Source organism: Roseovarius sp. JB2-10, from assembly GCF_055693585.1.
This window is the reverse complement of sequence record NZ_CM146337.1, coordinates 945,413-960,976: the sequence shown is the minus strand read 5'-3', so window position 1 is coordinate 960,976 and position 15,564 is coordinate 945,413. Positions and strand designations below refer to the sequence as shown.

General features: G+C 55.4%; 17 protein-coding genes and 2 pseudogenes. 15 read left to right on the top strand and 4 right to left on the bottom strand.

Going from position 1 to position 15,564, the window contains the following annotated elements; translation table 11 throughout:
• Window positions 1-58: 58 nt before the first annotated feature.
• The 5 genes and pseudogenes from hslO to ACZ1HJ_RS04795 all read left to right on the top strand — a co-directional run bounded on the left by hslO (window position 59) and on the right by ACZ1HJ_RS04795 (window position 4,586).
• Window positions 59-1,054, top strand: coding sequence for an Hsp33 family molecular chaperone HslO (gene hslO / locus ACZ1HJ_RS04815; protein WP_472721196.1), 996 nt, complete (start codon window positions 59-61; stop codon window positions 1,052-1,054).
• Window positions 1,038-1,646 (top strand): CoA pyrophosphatase, encoded by a 609-nt coding sequence (locus ACZ1HJ_RS04810; protein WP_472722153.1) that lies wholly within the window; start codon window positions 1,038-1,040, stop codon window positions 1,644-1,646. The genes hslO and ACZ1HJ_RS04810 overlap by 17 nt, the downstream gene beginning before the upstream one ends.
• Entirely contained in the window at window positions 1,643-2,794 is a 1,152-nt protein-coding gene (locus ACZ1HJ_RS04805; RefSeq protein WP_472721195.1) for a CCA tRNA nucleotidyltransferase, read from the top strand. The genes ACZ1HJ_RS04810 and ACZ1HJ_RS04805 overlap by 4 nt, the downstream gene beginning before the upstream one ends.
• Window positions 2,791-4,013 (top strand): annotated as a pseudogene (locus ACZ1HJ_RS04800) (class I SAM-dependent RNA methyltransferase). The gene ACZ1HJ_RS04805 and the pseudogene ACZ1HJ_RS04800 overlap by 4 nt, the downstream one beginning before the upstream one ends.
• 75 nt (window positions 4,014-4,088) lie before the next feature.
• Entirely contained in the window at window positions 4,089-4,586 is a 498-nt protein-coding gene (locus ACZ1HJ_RS04795) for a L,D-transpeptidase family protein (protein WP_472721194.1), read from the top strand.
• A 3-nt stretch (window positions 4,587-4,589) separates the two neighbouring features.
• Here ACZ1HJ_RS04795 and dalA read toward each other — a convergent pair whose 3' ends face one another.
• Window positions 4,590-5,096 carry a divisome-associated lipoprotein DalA gene (gene dalA / locus ACZ1HJ_RS04790; protein WP_472721193.1) on the bottom strand — a complete coding sequence of 169 codons (507 nt, stop codon included), beginning with the start codon at window positions 5,094-5,096 and terminating at the stop codon, window positions 4,590-4,592.
• Window positions 5,097-5,267: 171 nt separating this feature from the next.
• Here dalA and ACZ1HJ_RS04785 point away from each other — a divergent pair, with 171 nt between their 5' ends.
• Together ACZ1HJ_RS04785 and ACZ1HJ_RS04780 are read left to right on the top strand one after the other, a co-directional pair.
• Entirely contained in the window at window positions 5,268-5,870 is a 603-nt protein-coding gene (locus ACZ1HJ_RS04785) for a L,D-transpeptidase (protein WP_472721192.1), read from the top strand.
• Window positions 5,871-6,016: 146 nt separating this feature from the next.
• Complete coding sequence (locus tag ACZ1HJ_RS04780; RefSeq protein WP_472721191.1) at window positions 6,017-6,205, top strand: hypothetical protein; 189 nt, start codon at window positions 6,017-6,019, stop codon at window positions 6,203-6,205.
• A gap of 75 nt (window positions 6,206-6,280) precedes the next feature.
• Here the strand turns inward: ACZ1HJ_RS04780 and hemH are convergent.
• Together hemH and ACZ1HJ_RS04770 are read right to left on the bottom strand one after the other, a co-directional pair.
• A pseudogene (gene hemH / locus ACZ1HJ_RS04775) lies at window positions 6,281-7,347 on the bottom strand (ferrochelatase).
• Window positions 7,348-7,407: 60 nt separating this feature from the next.
• Complete coding sequence (locus ACZ1HJ_RS04770; protein WP_472721190.1) at window positions 7,408-8,226, bottom strand: methyltransferase domain-containing protein; 819 nt, start codon at window positions 8,224-8,226, stop codon at window positions 7,408-7,410.
• A gap of 18 nt (window positions 8,227-8,244) precedes the next feature.
• Here ACZ1HJ_RS04770 and ACZ1HJ_RS04765 point away from each other — a divergent pair, with 18 nt between their 5' ends.
• The 4 genes from ACZ1HJ_RS04765 to ACZ1HJ_RS04750 are packed head-to-tail and all read left to right on the top strand — an operon-like array spanning window position 8,245 to window position 10,549.
• Window positions 8,245-8,973, top strand: coding sequence for a double zinc ribbon domain-containing protein (locus ACZ1HJ_RS04765; protein ID WP_472721189.1), 729 nt, complete (start codon window positions 8,245-8,247; stop codon window positions 8,971-8,973).
• Window positions 8,974-9,007: 34 nt separating this feature from the next.
• Window positions 9,008-9,265 carry a glutaredoxin 3 gene (grxC, locus tag ACZ1HJ_RS04760; RefSeq protein ID WP_472721188.1) on the top strand — a complete coding sequence of 86 codons (258 nt, stop codon included), beginning with the start codon at window positions 9,008-9,010 and terminating at the stop codon, window positions 9,263-9,265.
• A gap of 6 nt (window positions 9,266-9,271) precedes the next feature.
• Window positions 9,272-10,102, top strand: a complete 831-nt coding sequence (locus tag ACZ1HJ_RS04755) for a carbon-nitrogen hydrolase family protein (RefSeq protein ID WP_472721187.1) — start codon at window positions 9,272-9,274, stop codon at window positions 10,100-10,102.
• Window positions 10,103-10,549: a MarR family winged helix-turn-helix transcriptional regulator gene (locus tag ACZ1HJ_RS04750; RefSeq protein ID WP_472721186.1), complete on the top strand. Its 447-nt coding sequence runs from the start codon at window positions 10,103-10,105 to the stop codon at window positions 10,547-10,549.
• Here ACZ1HJ_RS04750 and ubiG read toward each other — a convergent pair.
• Window positions 10,546-11,298, bottom strand: a complete 753-nt coding sequence (gene ubiG / locus ACZ1HJ_RS04745) for a bifunctional 2-polyprenyl-6-hydroxyphenol methylase/3-demethylubiquinol 3-O-methyltransferase UbiG (protein WP_472721185.1) — start codon at window positions 11,296-11,298, stop codon at window positions 10,546-10,548. The two genes, ACZ1HJ_RS04750 and ubiG, sit on opposite strands and share 4 nt — an antisense overlap.
• A gap of 49 nt (window positions 11,299-11,347) precedes the next feature.
• Here ubiG and pip point away from each other — a divergent pair, with 49 nt between their 5' ends.
• The 4 genes from pip to ACZ1HJ_RS04725 all read left to right on the top strand — a co-directional run bounded on the left by pip (window position 11,348) and on the right by ACZ1HJ_RS04725 (window position 15,560).
• Window positions 11,348-12,325: a prolyl aminopeptidase gene (gene pip, locus ACZ1HJ_RS04740; RefSeq protein WP_472721184.1), complete on the top strand. Its 978-nt coding sequence runs from the start codon at window positions 11,348-11,350 to the stop codon at window positions 12,323-12,325.
• 384 nt (window positions 12,326-12,709) lie between these two features.
• Window positions 12,710-13,285, top strand: a complete 576-nt coding sequence (gene rimP / locus ACZ1HJ_RS04735) for a ribosome maturation factor RimP (protein WP_472721183.1) — start codon at window positions 12,710-12,712, stop codon at window positions 13,283-13,285.
• Between the two features lie 4 nt (window positions 13,286-13,289).
• Window positions 13,290-14,912, top strand: a complete 1,623-nt coding sequence (gene nusA, locus ACZ1HJ_RS04730; protein ID WP_472721182.1) for a transcription termination factor NusA — start codon at window positions 13,290-13,292, stop codon at window positions 14,910-14,912.
• 24 nt (window positions 14,913-14,936) lie between these two features.
• The gene (locus ACZ1HJ_RS04725; RefSeq protein WP_472721181.1) at window positions 14,937-15,560 is read left to right on the top strand and encodes an RNA-binding protein; all 624 of its coding nucleotides are present in this window, start codon (window positions 14,937-14,939) and stop codon (window positions 15,558-15,560) included.
• Window positions 15,561-15,564: the final 4 nt, after the last annotated feature.

The window sequence follows — 15,564 nt, the reverse complement described above, 5'->3', positions numbered from 1 at the left end:
CAACTTGCCCTACCTATATAGACGCGATATGCCAATATTAGGCGCATAAGGAAACCCCATGACACTCGGACAAAAAATCGCTTGGGACGATACAATTCTGCCGTTCCAGCTGGACCAATCGGATATTCGAGGCCGCGTTGCGCGCCTCGATGGCGTTTTGGGCGGTATATTGAAACAGCATAACTATCCGGCTGTTGTAGAGGCCCTTGTGGCAGAAATGGCTTTGCTGACCGCGTTGATTGGGCAAACGATCAAATTGCGCTGGAAACTGTCGCTTCAGATCCAGTCCAAGGGGCCCGTGCGCATGATTGCGACAGATTATTACGGGCCGGAAACCGAAGGTGGTTCGGCGCGTATTCGTGCTTATGCCAGCTTTGATCGGGAACGGTTGACCGATGGTGCCCCCTTTGACCAAGTGGGTGAAGGTTACTTTGCCGTGCTGATTGATCAGGGTGAAGGGACCGAACCGTACCAAGGGATCACCCCGATTGCCGGCACTGGTCTGAGCGATTGTGCAGAAGCCTATTTTGCTCAATCCGAACAACTTCCCACGCGATTTTCGCTGAGTTTTGGCAAGTCAACCGAAGCAGGCGGTGAAGAGCATTGGCGTGCCGGTGGAATTATGCTGCAGCACATGCCCAAGGCGTCGCCATTTGCTAAAGATGGTGCATCTGGAGAGAGTGGCCTGCTGGGTGCGCAGGACTTGGTGGATGGCGATGAGTTGGAAAACTGGACCCGCGTCAACCTGCTTCTGGATACCGTTGAGGATCTCGAGTTGATTGGCCCATCACTTGCCCCGACAGACCTGCTCGTTCGATTGTTCCACGAAGAAACGCCACGTGTTTTTGATGCCCAACCGGTTCGATTTGGCTGCACCTGCACGGAAGAACGCGTGCGAAACAGCCTGTCGATTTATTCGGCGCGCGACATCGAAACCATGACAACTCCCGACGGGGTCGTGACGGCCGACTGCCAGTTTTGCGGCCAACACTACGTGCTTGACCCCAAAACGCTGGGGTTTGAGGCGGAAAGTGACGCTGGCGACGGTGGTTGATCCCCTTTCACCTCTTGCCGCGGCATTGGCAAATCCGGGCGCGTCGTCCTCGGATTTCGATCTGAATCCGGATGTGAATCTACCAGCAGGTCGCAAATTGCGGTCTGCTGGTGTTTTGGTACCCATTCTGTGTGATGAGAATGGCGCGCACCTGTATTTGACCAAACGGTCTTCTGCACTCAAACACCACCCTGGTCAGATTGCATTTCCGGGTGGGAAAATGGATGAAGGGGATGCCGATATTGCGGCCACGGCACTGCGAGAAGCATCGGAAGAGATCGGCTTGTTGCCGTCCAATGTGCAGGTTTTGGGTCAGATGCCATCGCACGAGACCGTCACGGGGTTTGTTGTGACCCCTGTGTTGGCACAGGTTTTGACACGGTTTGACCCGGTGCCGGAGGTTGGCGAAGTGGCGGAGGTTTTCACCGTTCCTTTGTCGCATGTTATGGACGTATCTCAATATGCCGTGCAGTACCGACGCTGGCGCGGGGCACGGCGGCACTACTATACCGTTCCTTATGGGCCCTATTACATCTGGGGTGCGACGGCTCGGATCTTGCGTGCTGTGGCAGAAGCGGCGAAACCGTCATGAAAGTTTCCGGCGATTGGATCACATCTGTCGCAACGCAGTCGGTCTGTTCGATGTTGCAGGCGGGTGGTCACCAGGCATTGTTCGTCGGGGGATGTGTCCGCAATGCCCTTCTCGACGTACCGGTCAGTGACATTGATATTGCCACAGATGCACGACCAGAACGCGTTTTGGAACTTGCGGACCAATCGGGTTTCAAATCCATTCCAACGGGGCTGGATCACGGGACAGTCACCGTCGTTGTCGATGAAAACCTGCATGAAATCACGACTTTTCGCACGGATATCGAAACCGATGGGCGGCGCGCGAAGGTCGCATATTCTGATGATGTAAGTCACGACGCGGGCCGCCGTGATTTTACGATGAATGCACTTTATGCGCAGCCCGATGGTACGGTGATTGACCCGCTGGATGGTCTATGCGACCTGCGGGCGCGCAAGGTTCGGTTCATCGGGGATGCAGGACAGCGTATTCGTGAAGATTACCTGCGTATTCTGCGGTTTTTTCGGTTTCACGCGTGGTATGGCGATCCGGCGGCTGGCATTGATGCGGAAGGTTTGGCGGCCGTGGCGGACCATCTGGATGGCGTGGCCGGGCTTTCATCAGAACGCGTTGGCGCTGAGATTTTGAAACTTTTGTCTGCGCCCGACCCCAGCCCTTCCATAGCGGCGATGCGGGCAAGTGGCGTGATGAACCGCGTACTACCCGGCGCAGATGATCGGTCGCTTGCCGCGCTGGTTCATCTTGAGCAGGGAAATGGTTTTGATGCTGATCCATTGCGCCGGATGGCAGCGCTGGGTGGAGAAGATCCTGCGGAGCCACTGCGCCTGAGCCGCGCGCAGGCCAAACAAATAGCGCTGTTAAAAGATGAGGTCTCCAGCCAGAGATCAGCCGGTGAGCTTGGCTACAGGTTTGGCTTTGGTACGGCCATTGATGTTTTGGTATTGCGGGCGGCTCTTCTGGAGATGCCATTTGATGCCGATCTGCAGAACGAGGCGCAAAATGGCGCATCTGCAAAATTTCCGGTTCGGGCGGATGACGTGATGCCCGTGTTCACAGGACCGGAACTTGGGGCGCGATTGGCTGAATTGGAGCAGCGCTGGATCGCGTCCGGTTTTAGACTTTCCAAAACGGATTTGTTGGGGTCATGACCCGCTACACGATCATGCGATTGGGTCAACATGGTGATGGTGTTGCCGATGGCCCTGTTTTTGCGCCGCTATCTCTGCCGGGTGAAGTGGTCACCGGTGATTTGGTTGGGGATCGCCTGACCAATGTCAAAATTGAGGTGCCCTCGTCTGATCGCGTGGCTGCGCCATGCCGTCATTTCCGCTCATGCGGTGGGTGCCAACTGCAACATGGTTCGGATGCGTTTATCGCGCAGTGGCGCATGGAGGTCGTTGCCTCTGCGCTGGCTGCGCATGACCTTGAAGCGGAATTTCGTCCAATTTCGACATCACCCACCCAAACGCGGCGTCGTGCGAGCTTTGCGGCGCGGCGCACCAAGAAAGGTGCGATGGCCGGGTTTCACGCCAAAGGGTCGGACGTGATCGTGGAAATCCCTGATTGCCACTTGCTCGAACCGTCTCTGATGGCAGCGATACCGATTGCCAGTGATCTGGCACTTGTCGGCGCAAGCCGGAAAAACGGCATCAACGTTTCTGCGACGGCAACTTTGAATGGGTTGGATATACATGTCACAGATGGCAAGCCCTTGGACGGTCCCTTACGCATTGAACTTGCTGCGATGGCAGAAAAGCACGATGTCGCCAGATTGGTTTGGGACGACGAAACGATTGTCACACGCAATCCACCCGAACTGATGTTTGGCACGGCGAGAGTCCGTCCTCCCCCGGTGCTTTTTTGCAGGCAACAGCACAGGGGCAAAGTGACCTGCTGGCGCATGTTGCTGATATCGTGCACGGCGCCAATCGTGTGGTGGATCTGTTTGCCGGATGCGGCACGTTCGCGTTGCCTTTGTCCGAGGTTGCAGAGGTTCACGCGGTTGAAGGTGACCAAGACATGATTGCCGCCCTGGACGCGGCGTGGCGTGGGGCGTCGGGCCTGAAGCCGGTTACCCATGAGGTCCGTGATTTGTTTCGCAGACCTTTGATGCCGGATGAATTATCGTCATTTGACGCGGCGGTGATTGATCCGCCCCGCGCCGGAGCACAGGCACAGGTTGCGGAATTATGTGACACCAAGATCGGAAAAATTGCGTATGTGTCGTGTAATCCAACCACATTCGCGCGTGATGCCAAAACGTTGGTTGAGGCAGGATATGTGTTGGGGGCCATAGGCGTGGTCGATCAATTTCGATGGTCGACGCACATTGAATTGGTTGCTGAATTTAGCTTCACAAAAGGGTGAGAGGCGATTTAGGTCTATCTCTGGTTAACCGATCCGGCTTAGAAAGAGATCGAGCAGTAATACTTGGTGAAAAAAATGCGGATAGTTAAATATCTGGCGGTCGTCTTGCTATTGGCGGGATTGACCGCATGCAGCACGTCCAAATTCAAGACTTATAATGGACCTGAAGTGACTCATATCGTCGTGCATAAAGGCGAACGGCGTATGTTCCTCTTGCATGAAAACACGGTTCTAGAGTCCTACGATATCGAGTTGGGGTTTGCGCCGCTGGGGCACAAGCAATTTGAGGGGGACGGCAAGACGCCAGAGGGCACGTACCGGATCGACCGGCGCAACCCGAACAGTGACTTCCATCTGTCGCTGGGCCTTTCGTACCCAAATCTTCGGGATATTGCCAAGGCGAAAGCAGCTGGAAAAAGCCCGGGTGGCGATATCTTTCTGCATGGGCAGCCGAACAAAAAATCCGGGTCCGGACCAGATTGGACAGCGGGATGTATTTCGGTCACCAACAAAGAGATGGAGCAGATCTATGCGATGGTGAAAACAGGTACGTTGATCACGGTTCGACCCTGACGGCTACTTGCCCATCACCAGTGTCCACCAGATCTTACCGTTCTTTTCCTGTAGCCACGAGAATCCCATATTTCGGGCGTCCGGGGCGAGGATAACGTTGCGCGTTTCTGGCCGATCCATCCAAGCCGAAAGCGTTTCCAATTCGGTTTCGAACGTCTCCGAAATGTTTTCACCGACAAGACGGCCGGGATATCCGACGCGTGCAATACGATCAATCGGCGATGAGCCGTCAGAGCCGAAGTGCCAAGGCCGGTTTTGAATGGACATATCGCGTGAATGCGTTGCAGCGGCGGCGTTCAACTTGGCGTCAAGCGACACGGGCGACGCGCCCGATGCCTGACGCAAGGAATTTACCGAATCGAGCATCCGGAACTGGATTTTGGCAGTGTCGCCAGACCGGATTTTGTAGACCCGTGGAAGGGATTGCCCATCCGTACCAACTTCTGGTGGTGCCGCACAGGCAGACAAAACCAGCAGTGCCGACATGAGAAGTACAAGAATACGCGCCATATTTTTAAGCCATCCGGTTGCCCTATTGAGTTTGCTTTAGCCTGTGCCGCGTTGCGATTCAAACCCAGTTCGCGTATCTTCGCTGATTAACGCAGGTTTGATTTGCGACTGAGGCTTTCTGGCAATATGCCAGTTACAGACAGTGTTGTTTCAGAACTCTGGAGAAAGAAAATGTCACCCAAATTTCGGAAAGATGTCAGCAGACGCGCGTTTTTGGCTGGTACAGCGTCGGTTATCGGAACGCCATTAATTGCCCAGAGCATCGATGGGCCGGGAACGGTTTTGATCGAGCAGGACATTGATCAAACCGTGCGTAGGAACATTTCCAGTTTCCGCGCCTTGGATTGGCAACCCTATTTCTCCAACCTCAACAACGGTGCGATTCTCGTCGATATTTCATCGCGTGCGTTGCATTACTGGGCGGAAGGTGGCGATTTTTACAAACTCTACCCTTCCAGTGTTCCGCTTTCAGAAGAGCTGACCCGTAAGGGGCGCACCAAGGTCGTGCGCAAGGTTGAAGGGCCGAGCTGGCGTCCGACGCCGTCCATGCTGAAGCGCAATCCGGAATGGCCCGCCTTTGTGGGTCCGGGTCCCGACAATCCGCTTGGTACGCATGCGCTCTACCTCAGCTGGACCTATTATCGGATCCACGGCACGCATGACACGCGCAAAATCGGTCGCAAATCGTCGAATGGCTGCATTGGTCTTTACAATGAGCATATCGCTGAACTTTTCGGGATGACGAAAGTAGGCACGCAAGTGTTGCTTATTTGACGAAAATCCCGGCTTTTTTGGCTTGTTGTCGCCATGATGCGTTTGCAATCGCCAAATTTAGCAGGTTAGAAGCGGGCACGAGGTAAAGTTTTTGGGTGCCTGCCCCCGTGCATAGTTCGGAGCCAGGCCAATATCTGGAGGATACTATGAAAAAACTCGCACTTGCAGCCGCTTTCGCAGCCGCCGCGTCGACATCGTTTGCTGGTTCCTACGAAGAGCCAGTCATGGAAGCACCTGTTGTTGTTGAAGAAACAGCCGCAAGCTCATCTGCCGCAGGCGTATGGGTACCGCTGGTACTGCTGGCCATCGTTGCAGCAGTTATCGCAGCCGACTAATCTGTCAGGCACATCGAATTCGGAAAAGGCAGCGTTATCGCTGCCTTTTTTGTTTTTGCGGGTTCGATTCGGGGTTTAGCTCACCCAACCGCGCAAATTATCTTCGACAATTGATGCAAGCGCTTTGATATGGGCATCGCTGTCATTCAGGCAGGGAATGTAGGTAAATGTCTCGCCGCCCGCCTCTTCAAAACTTTCCTTGATCTCTTCATTGATCTCTTCAAGCGTTTCGATGCAATCCGCTGAGAAGGCGGGCGCAATCACCGCGATGTTCTTTTTGTCGTCGTCGCGCGCCAGTCGTGCAACTTCTTCTACAGTGTAAGGTTTCAGCCACTCTTCTGGGCCAAAAACAGACTGGAAGGTGGTTGCGATTTGCGTTGTATCCCAACCCAATCGTTCTCGTAGCAACCGCGTCGTTTTCTGACACTGACAGTGATAGGGATCACCTTGCATAAGATAGCGTTTGGGCATGCCGTGATAGGAAACCACCAAAATATCGGGGCGCTGTGACAGCTTGCCATACGCTTCCTCAACGGACGCGGCCAGGGCTTCGATATAAAGTGGGTTGTCAAAATAGGGCTCTACGACGCGGGCTGTCGGTTGCCATGTTTCTTCCATCAAGGCGCGAAAGAACTGATCATTGGCGGTCGCAGATGTAGCACCTGCGTAATGCGGGTAGAGCGGGAAAAACAGGATACGGGAACATCCGGCATCCACCATCTCGCGAACCTTGGATTTCGTGGACGGGTTACCGTAGCGCATGCAAAAATCGACCATGACCTGATCGCCAAACCGATCTTGCATCGTACGGGCCATTTTTTCGGTTTGGTCGCGGGTGATGGTCATCAACGGGCTTTCACCCTTTTCCTCGTTCCAGATCGATTTGTAGGCCGCGCCGCTGCTGAATGGTCGTTTGGACAGGATCACCAGTTGCAGCAAAGGCTGCCACTTCCAGCGGGGGTAATCGATCACGCGTTTGTCTGACAAAAACTCGTTCAGGTACCGCCGCATTGACCAGTAATCCGTGTTGTCCGGTGTCCCCAAATTCGCCAACAAAATGCCGGTCTTTTGTGATTTCACCGGGGGTGATCACCGGGCAGGTGATTGCTCGAGGCGGGAACGGGTCGACTGGCTTCTGGCATAGGGGTTGGCGTCCGATACAGGCAGGGTTCGACATCGACATAGACGTACAGGCGGCGCCGTCAATCTTTTATAGGTGTTTCGGTGGATCCTAGGGCATCAGCAAGCCTGGCGGCGGCGGACCCGGGACGAAGGGGTTGCGGTTGGCTGGCATCAGGTGCCCAGCCGGTTAGGAAAATCATATCAAAACTGGCAATGATGCGTCCTGCGCCATCGCTAAACTGTTTCGCATATATCTCGGATGCGCGGGCAAAGAGGTGCCGCTGAGGTCCGCGTTTTTGGCGTTCGGAAAGGGCATTTGTCTCGCCCATATTGCGTAAATCATGCATCAGATGGCGCGGCGTTTCGTAACTTACCTTAAGCGGTACATTGTCTGCGACCGGCAAGGCAAAACCGGCCCGTTGCAGCAATGCGCCCAGATCGCGAATTTCGGCCATCGGCGCGACACGAGGCGAAAGACCACCGTAGAGATCTGATTCTGCCTGACCCAGTGATGCGCGAAGTTCATTGAGCGTCTCTCCCCCAAACAAAGCGCCCAGAAAAAGGCCATCCGGCTTGAGGGCGCGGCGCATTTGGATCAGTTGACCGACGGGGTCATTGGACCAATGCAGGCAAAGTGCATGGATCACGAGGTCAAATTCACCTGGCGCCAGATTGAGGGTCTCATCATCCGGAATGCAGATCGCATCTGGAAAGGCACTTTGCCAAAAGTCAGGGTGTCCGGTCACGATCGCGACGTTTCTAAAGGTTTTGTTAACCAGTAAGAGGCGATCTTTGAGTTCGTCGCGGGCGGCTTCATGCATAAACAATGCTGGCTTTTGCGCGCGCAACGCACGTTGACGGTTGCGGATCAGAACAGCGCGATCGGTCAGATTACTCATAGCGGGGACAATAAGGCGATGGCAGGCGGGTTTCAAACAGCCTTACACCTGATTTATCCGCCGCAATGTACGATGTGCGGCACTTCGGTCGACAGCGATTTTGGTCTGTGTGGGCCCTGTTGGCGCGACACGCCGTTTATCACTGGGTTATGCTGCGACATCTGTGGTTCGCCTTTGCCGGGCGAAGATTCGGGCACGGCGGAAGTTTGTGACGATTGCCTGAAAATCGCACGGCCCTGGCGCCGAGGACGCGCCGTGTTCCTCTATCGTGACAATGGTCGAAAACTGGTGCTTGCCTTGAAACACGGGGACCGGCACGATGTTGTGCGTCCCGCGGGCCAGTGGATGGCACGCACCGCGGCGCCGCTGCTAAACCCTAATACGTTGATTGCGCCCATCCCCTTGCATTGGATGCGCCTCTTGAAGCGTCGGTTTAACCAATCTGTGCTTTTGGCCAAGGCCTTGGCCGCGGAAACGGGGCTCTTGCATTGCCCGGACGTTTTGGTTCGCCCCAACCGGACAAAATCTCTGGAAGGCATGGGGCGTGACGCACGGTTTACGACGCTAGATGGTGCAATTCAGGTCCATCCGAAACGTCGTCACATGTTAGCCGCGCGGCGCGTGCTTTTGCTGGACGATGTGCTGACGACGGGTGCAACGCTCTCGGCTGCGACACAGGCATGTTATGCCGCAGGTGCCGAAGATGTGTGCATACTGACCCTAGCGCGTGCCGCGAAGGACACCTAAATACCTGTCCAACACAATTGCAGGACTGATTCTCATGAAACAGGTTGAAATCTACACCTCACCCATGTGTGGCTACTGCCATGCGGCTAAGCGTCTGTTGAAGCAGAAAGGCATAAACTTTTCTGAGATCAACGTTTTCACCAATCCGTCCCGGAAGCCGGAGATGATCCAGCGCGCAAACGGGGGCCGTACTGTGCCGCAGATTTTCGTCGGAGATGTTCATGTTGGCGGTTGCGACGAACTTCATGCGCTGGACCGTGCGGGAAAGCTGGACGCATTGTTGGCGGCGTAAATTGTGATGAAGGTCGCCCTGCTTCAACTCAATAGCAGCGATAACTCGACTGAAAACCTGACGGAAACGCGGAAGATGATCCGCGACGCGGCATCCCAGGGCGCACAGTTTGTTTTGACGCCTGAGGTGACAAATTGCGTATCGACCAGCCGGGCACATCAATCGGATGTGTTGCAGGTGCAGAAGGATGACATCACGCTGCAGGCGTTGTGCGAGGAGGCGCAACAGCTTGGTATCTGGCTGCTGATCGGGTCGTTGGCGCTCAAAACGGATGACCCCGACGGTCGTTTTGCCAACCGATCCTTTCTGATCTCACCTTCTGGTGAAATTGCGGCCCGGTACGACAAGATACATATGTTTGACGTCGATGTATCCGCGACAGAGAGCTACCGGGAATCGGTCGGGTACCGCCCGGGCAAGTGTGGTGTGACGACGCAGATGGACGGGTTAAAGCTGGGCCTGACGATTTGCTATGATGTCAGATTTCCAACTCTCTATCGAAGCTTGGCGCAGGCGGGCTCGGATATCATTTCAGTGCCGTCCGCGTTTTCGCCGATCACTGGCGCCGCGCATTGGGAAGTTTTGCTGCGCGCGCGTGCCGTGGAAAACGGGTGTTACATCCTCGCACCTGCGCAAACGGGGACGCATACCGCTACGTCTGGAAAACCGCGCCAAACTTACGGTCATTCGCTTGTTGTCGATCCCTGGGGCCGTGTTTTGGCAGATGGCGGGCGTGATCCTGGGATCATTATCGTTGATTTGGACCCCGCCGAAGTGGCAAAAGCACGAGGACGCATACCATCCCTGTCCCATGGAACCGATTTTGGCGGCCCTTGAATGAGTGACGACACGAGGAATTCACTGGCGGTGGCATTGTTCAGTGAAATTCTGACCAATGACCAACTGATCCGAAACCGGCTGAGCCGGGTGTTGCCGAAAGGCATGGAAGTGTCGCACTTTTCGGTGTTGAACCATCTGGCGCGCCTCAATGACGAGCGCAGTCCGGCCCAGTTGGCCAAGAGTTTTCATGTCACGCGTGGGGCCATGACCAACACGCTCAGTAAGCTTGAACTGGCGGGATACATCCATATCAGACCCGACTGGGATGATGCGCGTCGCAAGATGGTCGCCATAAGCCCGGCAGGACGCACAGCCCGCGAAGCGGCATTGGATGCCATCACACCGATGATTTCAGACATGGTGGCGGATTTGGGCGAAGAAAACGTACGCGCGACACTGCCAGTGATGCGCGACTTACGCCTGCGGCTTGAAGCCAAGGACTAAGATGTCGCTGGCTTCAGGCTGGTGGTGACATAGTTGACGCTCAGGTCGCGCGGTGAAAGCGACCACGACCATAGGACGGGATTGAAGACAAACCCCTTGCGGTCAACAGGCTCTAACCCTGCGCTTTTGAGTAGTTCGTAAAGTTCGTCGGGCGTTATGAACTTGTTCCATTCATGGGTGCCCTTCGGCAGCCACCGCATGACATATTCCGCACCGACGATCGCCATCGCAAAACTTTTGGCGTTGCGGTTGATGGTCGAACACAGATGAATACCGCCTGGTTTCAACAGCCGTTGGCACGCGGTCAGATAAGTCAGGGGGTCCGCCACGTGCTCCACGACTTCCATGTTCAAAATCGCATCGAACTTTTCGCCCGCATCAGCCATGTCTTCGGCCGTCGTGTGCCGGTAATCTATGGTCAGACCGGATTGCTCGGCATGAACTTGCGCAACGGGGATATTGCGTGCGGCTGCATCGGCCCCGACAACGTCCGCACCCAAACGCGCCATCGGTTCGCTCAACAAACCGCCGCCACAGCCGATGTCCAGAATACGCAACCCCTTGAAAGGTGCTGGCGCGTTCAGATCCCGGTCAAATTCCGCTGAAATTTGGCTTGTGATATAGTCCAGCCGGCACGGGTTGAGCATGTGAAGCGGCTTAAATTTTCCGGTCGGATCCCACCACTCCGCGGCCATCGCCTCAAATTTGGCGATCTCGTCTGGATCAATCGTTGTTTGAGCGGCTTGCATTCTGCTCTCCATGGGTTCTTGATGGTGTTGCCCATTATATAGGACGATCATGGACAAATTCTCAGGCCAAAAGAGCGCAGTCCAGTATTTGTACCCGCCGGTTGAACCTTTCGACCGGCAGATGATGGATGTGGGCGACGGGCACAAGGTTTATGTCGAACAATCCGGCAATCCGGACGGCAAGCCGGTGGTGGTTCTGCATGGCGGTCCAGGCGGCGGGTGCAGCCCGGCGATGCGACGCTATTTTGACCCCAAGGTTTACCGGATCGTGCTCTTTGATCAGCGTGGCTGTGGTCGGTCCAAACCCCATGCCAGTGTTGAGGCGAACACGACCTGGCATCTGGTGGCCGATATCGAACAGATCAGACACCATTTCGGGATTAAGAAGTGGATCGTTTTTGGGGGTAGCTGGGGCGCGACTCTGGCATTGATCTATGCGCAAGCGCATCCTGATCGTGTGACCCAATTGGTGTTGCGCGGGGTTTTCATGATGACCCAGGCCGAGCTGGATTGGTTTTATGGTGGTGCCGCTGGGCATTTCTGGCCGGAGACGTGGGACCGGTTTCAGGAATTGATCCCGGTGGCCGAGCGTGGCGACATGATTGCAGCCTATCATAAACGTCTGTTTGCAGAAGACGTCGCCACCCAGACAACATTCGCCAAAGCATGGTCTGCATGGGAAAACGCGGTGGCGACTGTGCAGTCAAACGGCAGGGGTGGCGACAGTCCGGCAGAATACGCACGCGCCTTTGCCCGGTTGGAAAACCACTATTTTACCCATGCCGGATTTCTGGAGTATGACGGGCAGATTTTGGATCAGATCGACAAAATCGCGCATATTCCCGGCACCATTGTGCAGGGTCGGTTCGACATGATTTGCCCTCCGCGCACCGCGTATCGATTGGCGCAAGCCTGGGGCGAAAAGGCCGATCTGCGGATGATTCCCGTTGCAGGCCACGCCCTTTCTGAACCGGGAATCAGTGCTGAGCTCGTGAGCGTCATGGACCGGTTGGCGCGCAAGCCTTAAACGCCAGTTACCAACTGACGCTCTTGGTCGTCCGCGTTGGACCGGTTGATGCGGAATACAATGTCGTCAGTTTAGGGGGCAACAATGCCTTGGGGCGATTTTTGACACCACACTTTGATATGTCGATCACTCAAGCCATGCACTGCGTATGGTTTCAAAGCCATGATCTACCTCTAATTTATCGCCAGTTTCATGATTGAGCGAAACTGGAATTCAGAATTCAATCAAAGGACATTGAAACACAGGCCTTGCAGACTCATGACAGGCTCGTTATATCCCCTTCAACAGCGGCGCTTACGGGTCCACACCGAAAGCTCCACCGGAGATTTTCAACGGGCCGCGCGCCCGTTTTTTTGTGCCTTAGTCACACCTGTTCAGGACCACATGACCAACGATCTGATTGCAAAAGCAGCGATTGACCGCCGCATGGCCGAGATCATCACCCCCGTCATCGAAGATATGGGGTTTGAGCTGGTGCGCGTGCGTCTGATGGGAGGCAAATCCCATACGCTGCAGATCATGGCCGAACGTCCGGATGGCGGGATTGAGGTGGATGAATGCGCGCAGATCAGCACGGCTGTCAGTGCGGTACTGGATGTGGAAGACCCGATTACCGAAGCCTACACGCTCGAAGTGTCGTCGCCGGGTATCGACCGGCCTTTGACACGGCTCAAACATTTTGAAGCATTTGAGGGTTATGAGGCGAAACTTGAAACTGCTGATCTGATCGACGGGCGTAAGCGATTTAAAGGTGTGTTGGCTGGCGTTGAAGGCACCGAGGTGTTGATCAACCTGGAAGAAGGCACCATCGGTCTGGAATTTGACTGGTTGGCCGAAGCCAAACTGGTTCTGACCGATGAGCTGATCAAGGAAATGCTGCGCCAGCGCAAAGCCGCAGGCGTTATAGACGAAGACGCGTTTGACGAAATAGAGACCGAAACCGGTTCTGAGGAGGACTGAGAGAATGGCAATTACATCCGCCAACCAGCTTGAGCTGTTGCAAACCGCTGAGGCCGTGGCCCGCGAAAAGATGATCGAGCCGAGCCTCGTGATCGAAGCGATGGAAGAGAGCCTCGCCCGCGCCGCCAAGAGCCGCTACGGCGCCGAAATGGACATTCGTGTCAGCATCGACCGCAAGACCGGCAAGGCCACATTCACCCGTGTACGCACTGTTGTTGAAGACGAAGAATTGGAAAACTACCAGGCCGAGTTCACGGTTGAGCAAGCCAAGCAGTATTTGGAAAACCCGGCGGTTGGTGATCAATTCGTTGAAGAAGTGCCGCCCGTGGATATGGGCCGGATCGCAGCGCAATCTGCCAAACAGGTGATTTTGCAGAAAGTGCGCGAAGCGGAACGTGATCGGCAATTCGAAGAGTTTCAGGATCGCGCAGGTACTATCATCAATGGTCAGGTCAAACGCGAGGAATATGGCAACGTCATCGTTGATGTGGGTCGTGGCGAAGCGATTTTGCGCCGGAACGAGAAGATCGGCCGCGAATCATATCGCCCGAACGACCGCATCCGCTGTTACATCAAGGACGTGCGTCGCGAGGCTCGTGGCCCGCAGATTTTCCTGAGCCGCACTGCGCCGGAATTCATGGCGGAACTGTTCAAAATGGAAGTGCCAGAGATCTATGACGGTATCATCGAGATTAAGGCCGTGGCCCGTGATCCTGGTAGCCGCGCCAAGATTGCGGTGATCAGCTATGACAACTCGATTGACCCTGTGGGCGCCTGTGTGGGTATGCGCGGTAGTCGCGTGCAGGCGGTCGTGAACGAGCTTCAGGGCGAAAAGATCGATATTATCCCATGGAACGAAGATCAGCCAACGTTCCTTGTGAACGCGCTGCAGCCCGCCGAGGTGAGCAAGGTTGTTCTGGACGAAGAGGCCGAGCGGATCGAAGTCGTGGTGCCTGAAGAGCAGTTGAGCCTGGCCATTGGCCGTCGCGGTCAAAACGTGCGTCTGGCCAGTCAATTGACCGGTTTGGACATCGACATCATGACCGAGGCCGAGGATTCGGAGCGTCGTCAGCGTGAATTCGAAGAGCGTACGAAGCTTTTCATGGACACATTGGACCTGGACGAGTTTTTTGCTCAGTTGCTGGTTTCGGAAGGCTTCACCAACCTCGAAGAAGTCGCCTATGTCGAGTTGGACGAGCTTCTGGTGATCGATGGTGTTGACGAAGACACGGCCAATGAATTGCAGGCGCGTGCCCGTGATGTGCTGGATGCCCAAGCCAAGGCGGCGCTTGATAAAGCCCGTGAGCTGGGTGTCGAAGACAGTCTGGTTGAATTTGAGGGTCTGACACCCCAAATGATTCAGGCGCTGGCTGAAGATGGTGTTAAATCGCTTGAAGATTTCGCCACATGCGCCGATTGGGAGCTTGCCGGTGGTTGGACCACCAATGATGGTGAGCGCGTCAAGGATGATGGCATTCTGGAACCCTTTGATGTGTCGCTTGAGGAAGCGCAAAACATGGTGATGACCGCACGGGTAATGCTGGGGTGGGTCGATCCCGCTGACTTGGAGGCTGATGAAGCCGACGAAGAAGCCGTTGATGGCGAAGAGCAGGAGGCTGAGGCCTGATTTATCAGGCCTCGGAGGCACCTGATGGGTCGCGCTGGGCAACCCAAAGACCGATCTGACGGTCCTGATCGCAAGTGCATTGCCACGGGTGAGGTGCAGCCAAAACATGGCCTCATCCGCTTTGCCGTGGGTCCGGACGGGCAGATTGCGCCTGATCTTGCCGAGAAACTGCCGGGTCGTGGCATATGGGTTGCTGCGGATCGGGCTGCTGTCGACAAGGCCGCGACGAAGGGTCTTTTTGCCCGTGCCGCCAAACAGACGGTCACCGTACCGGATGGGCTGTCGGACATGCTGGAAGGTATGCTTGCCCGCCGGGTGATTGAGTTGATCAGTCTGACGCGGAAAGGTGGGCGTGCTACGACCGGATATGAGCGGGTCAAGGATTGGCTGAGTAAAGACGAAGCAGAAGTTCTGATTCAGGCAAGTGAAGGATCGGAACGGGGAAAATCGAAACTGAGCACGCCCTACGGTGGCAGTTTCATAGGCTGGCTGACAGCGGCTGAGCTGGGCCATGCCTTTGGGCGACAAACAGCAGTGCATGCGGCACTGGGTGCTGGTGGTTTGTCCAAACGTGTTGTAGAGGAGGCGGCAAGGCTGAAAGGCCTGCGCGTCTCGGACGGTGACGAGAGTCGCCGGAAAGGAAAGTAGAAGC

Excerpts from the sequence above, each read along its gene's own strand:
- hslO (WP_472721196.1), top strand. The coding sequence starts at position 59 with ATGACACTCGGACAAAAAATCGCTTGGGACGATACAATTCTGCCGTTC.
- ACZ1HJ_RS04805 (WP_472721195.1), top strand. The coding sequence starts at position 1,643 with ATGAAAGTTTCCGGCGATTGGATCACATCTGTCGCAACGCAGTCGGTC.
- ACZ1HJ_RS04795 (WP_472721194.1), top strand. The coding sequence starts at position 4,089 with ATGCGGATAGTTAAATATCTGGCGGTCGTCTTGCTATTGGCGGGATTG.
- dalA (WP_472721193.1), bottom strand. The coding sequence starts at position 5,096 with ATGGCGCGTATTCTTGTACTTCTCATGTCGGCACTGCTGGTTTTGTCT.
- ACZ1HJ_RS04785 (WP_472721192.1), top strand. The coding sequence starts at position 5,268 with ATGTCACCCAAATTTCGGAAAGATGTCAGCAGACGCGCGTTTTTGGCT.
- ACZ1HJ_RS04780 (WP_472721191.1), top strand. The coding sequence starts at position 6,017 with ATGAAAAAACTCGCACTTGCAGCCGCTTTCGCAGCCGCCGCGTCGACA.
- ACZ1HJ_RS04770 (WP_472721190.1), bottom strand. The coding sequence starts at position 8,226 with ATGAGTAATCTGACCGATCGCGCTGTTCTGATCCGCAACCGTCAACGT.
- ACZ1HJ_RS04765 (WP_472721189.1), top strand. The coding sequence starts at position 8,245 with ATGGCAGGCGGGTTTCAAACAGCCTTACACCTGATTTATCCGCCGCAA.
- grxC (WP_472721188.1), top strand. The coding sequence starts at position 9,008 with ATGAAACAGGTTGAAATCTACACCTCACCCATGTGTGGCTACTGCCAT.
- ACZ1HJ_RS04755 (WP_472721187.1), top strand. The coding sequence starts at position 9,272 with ATGAAGGTCGCCCTGCTTCAACTCAATAGCAGCGATAACTCGACTGAA.
- ACZ1HJ_RS04750 (WP_472721186.1), top strand. The coding sequence starts at position 10,103 with ATGAGTGACGACACGAGGAATTCACTGGCGGTGGCATTGTTCAGTGAA.
- ubiG (WP_472721185.1), bottom strand. The coding sequence starts at position 11,298 with ATGCAAGCCGCTCAAACAACGATTGATCCAGACGAGATCGCCAAATTT.
- pip (WP_472721184.1), top strand. The coding sequence starts at position 11,348 with ATGGACAAATTCTCAGGCCAAAAGAGCGCAGTCCAGTATTTGTACCCG.
- rimP (WP_472721183.1), top strand. The coding sequence starts at position 12,710 with ATGACCAACGATCTGATTGCAAAAGCAGCGATTGACCGCCGCATGGCC.
- nusA (WP_472721182.1), top strand. The coding sequence starts at position 13,290 with ATGGCAATTACATCCGCCAACCAGCTTGAGCTGTTGCAAACCGCTGAG.
- ACZ1HJ_RS04725 (WP_472721181.1), top strand. The coding sequence starts at position 14,937 with ATGGGTCGCGCTGGGCAACCCAAAGACCGATCTGACGGTCCTGATCGC.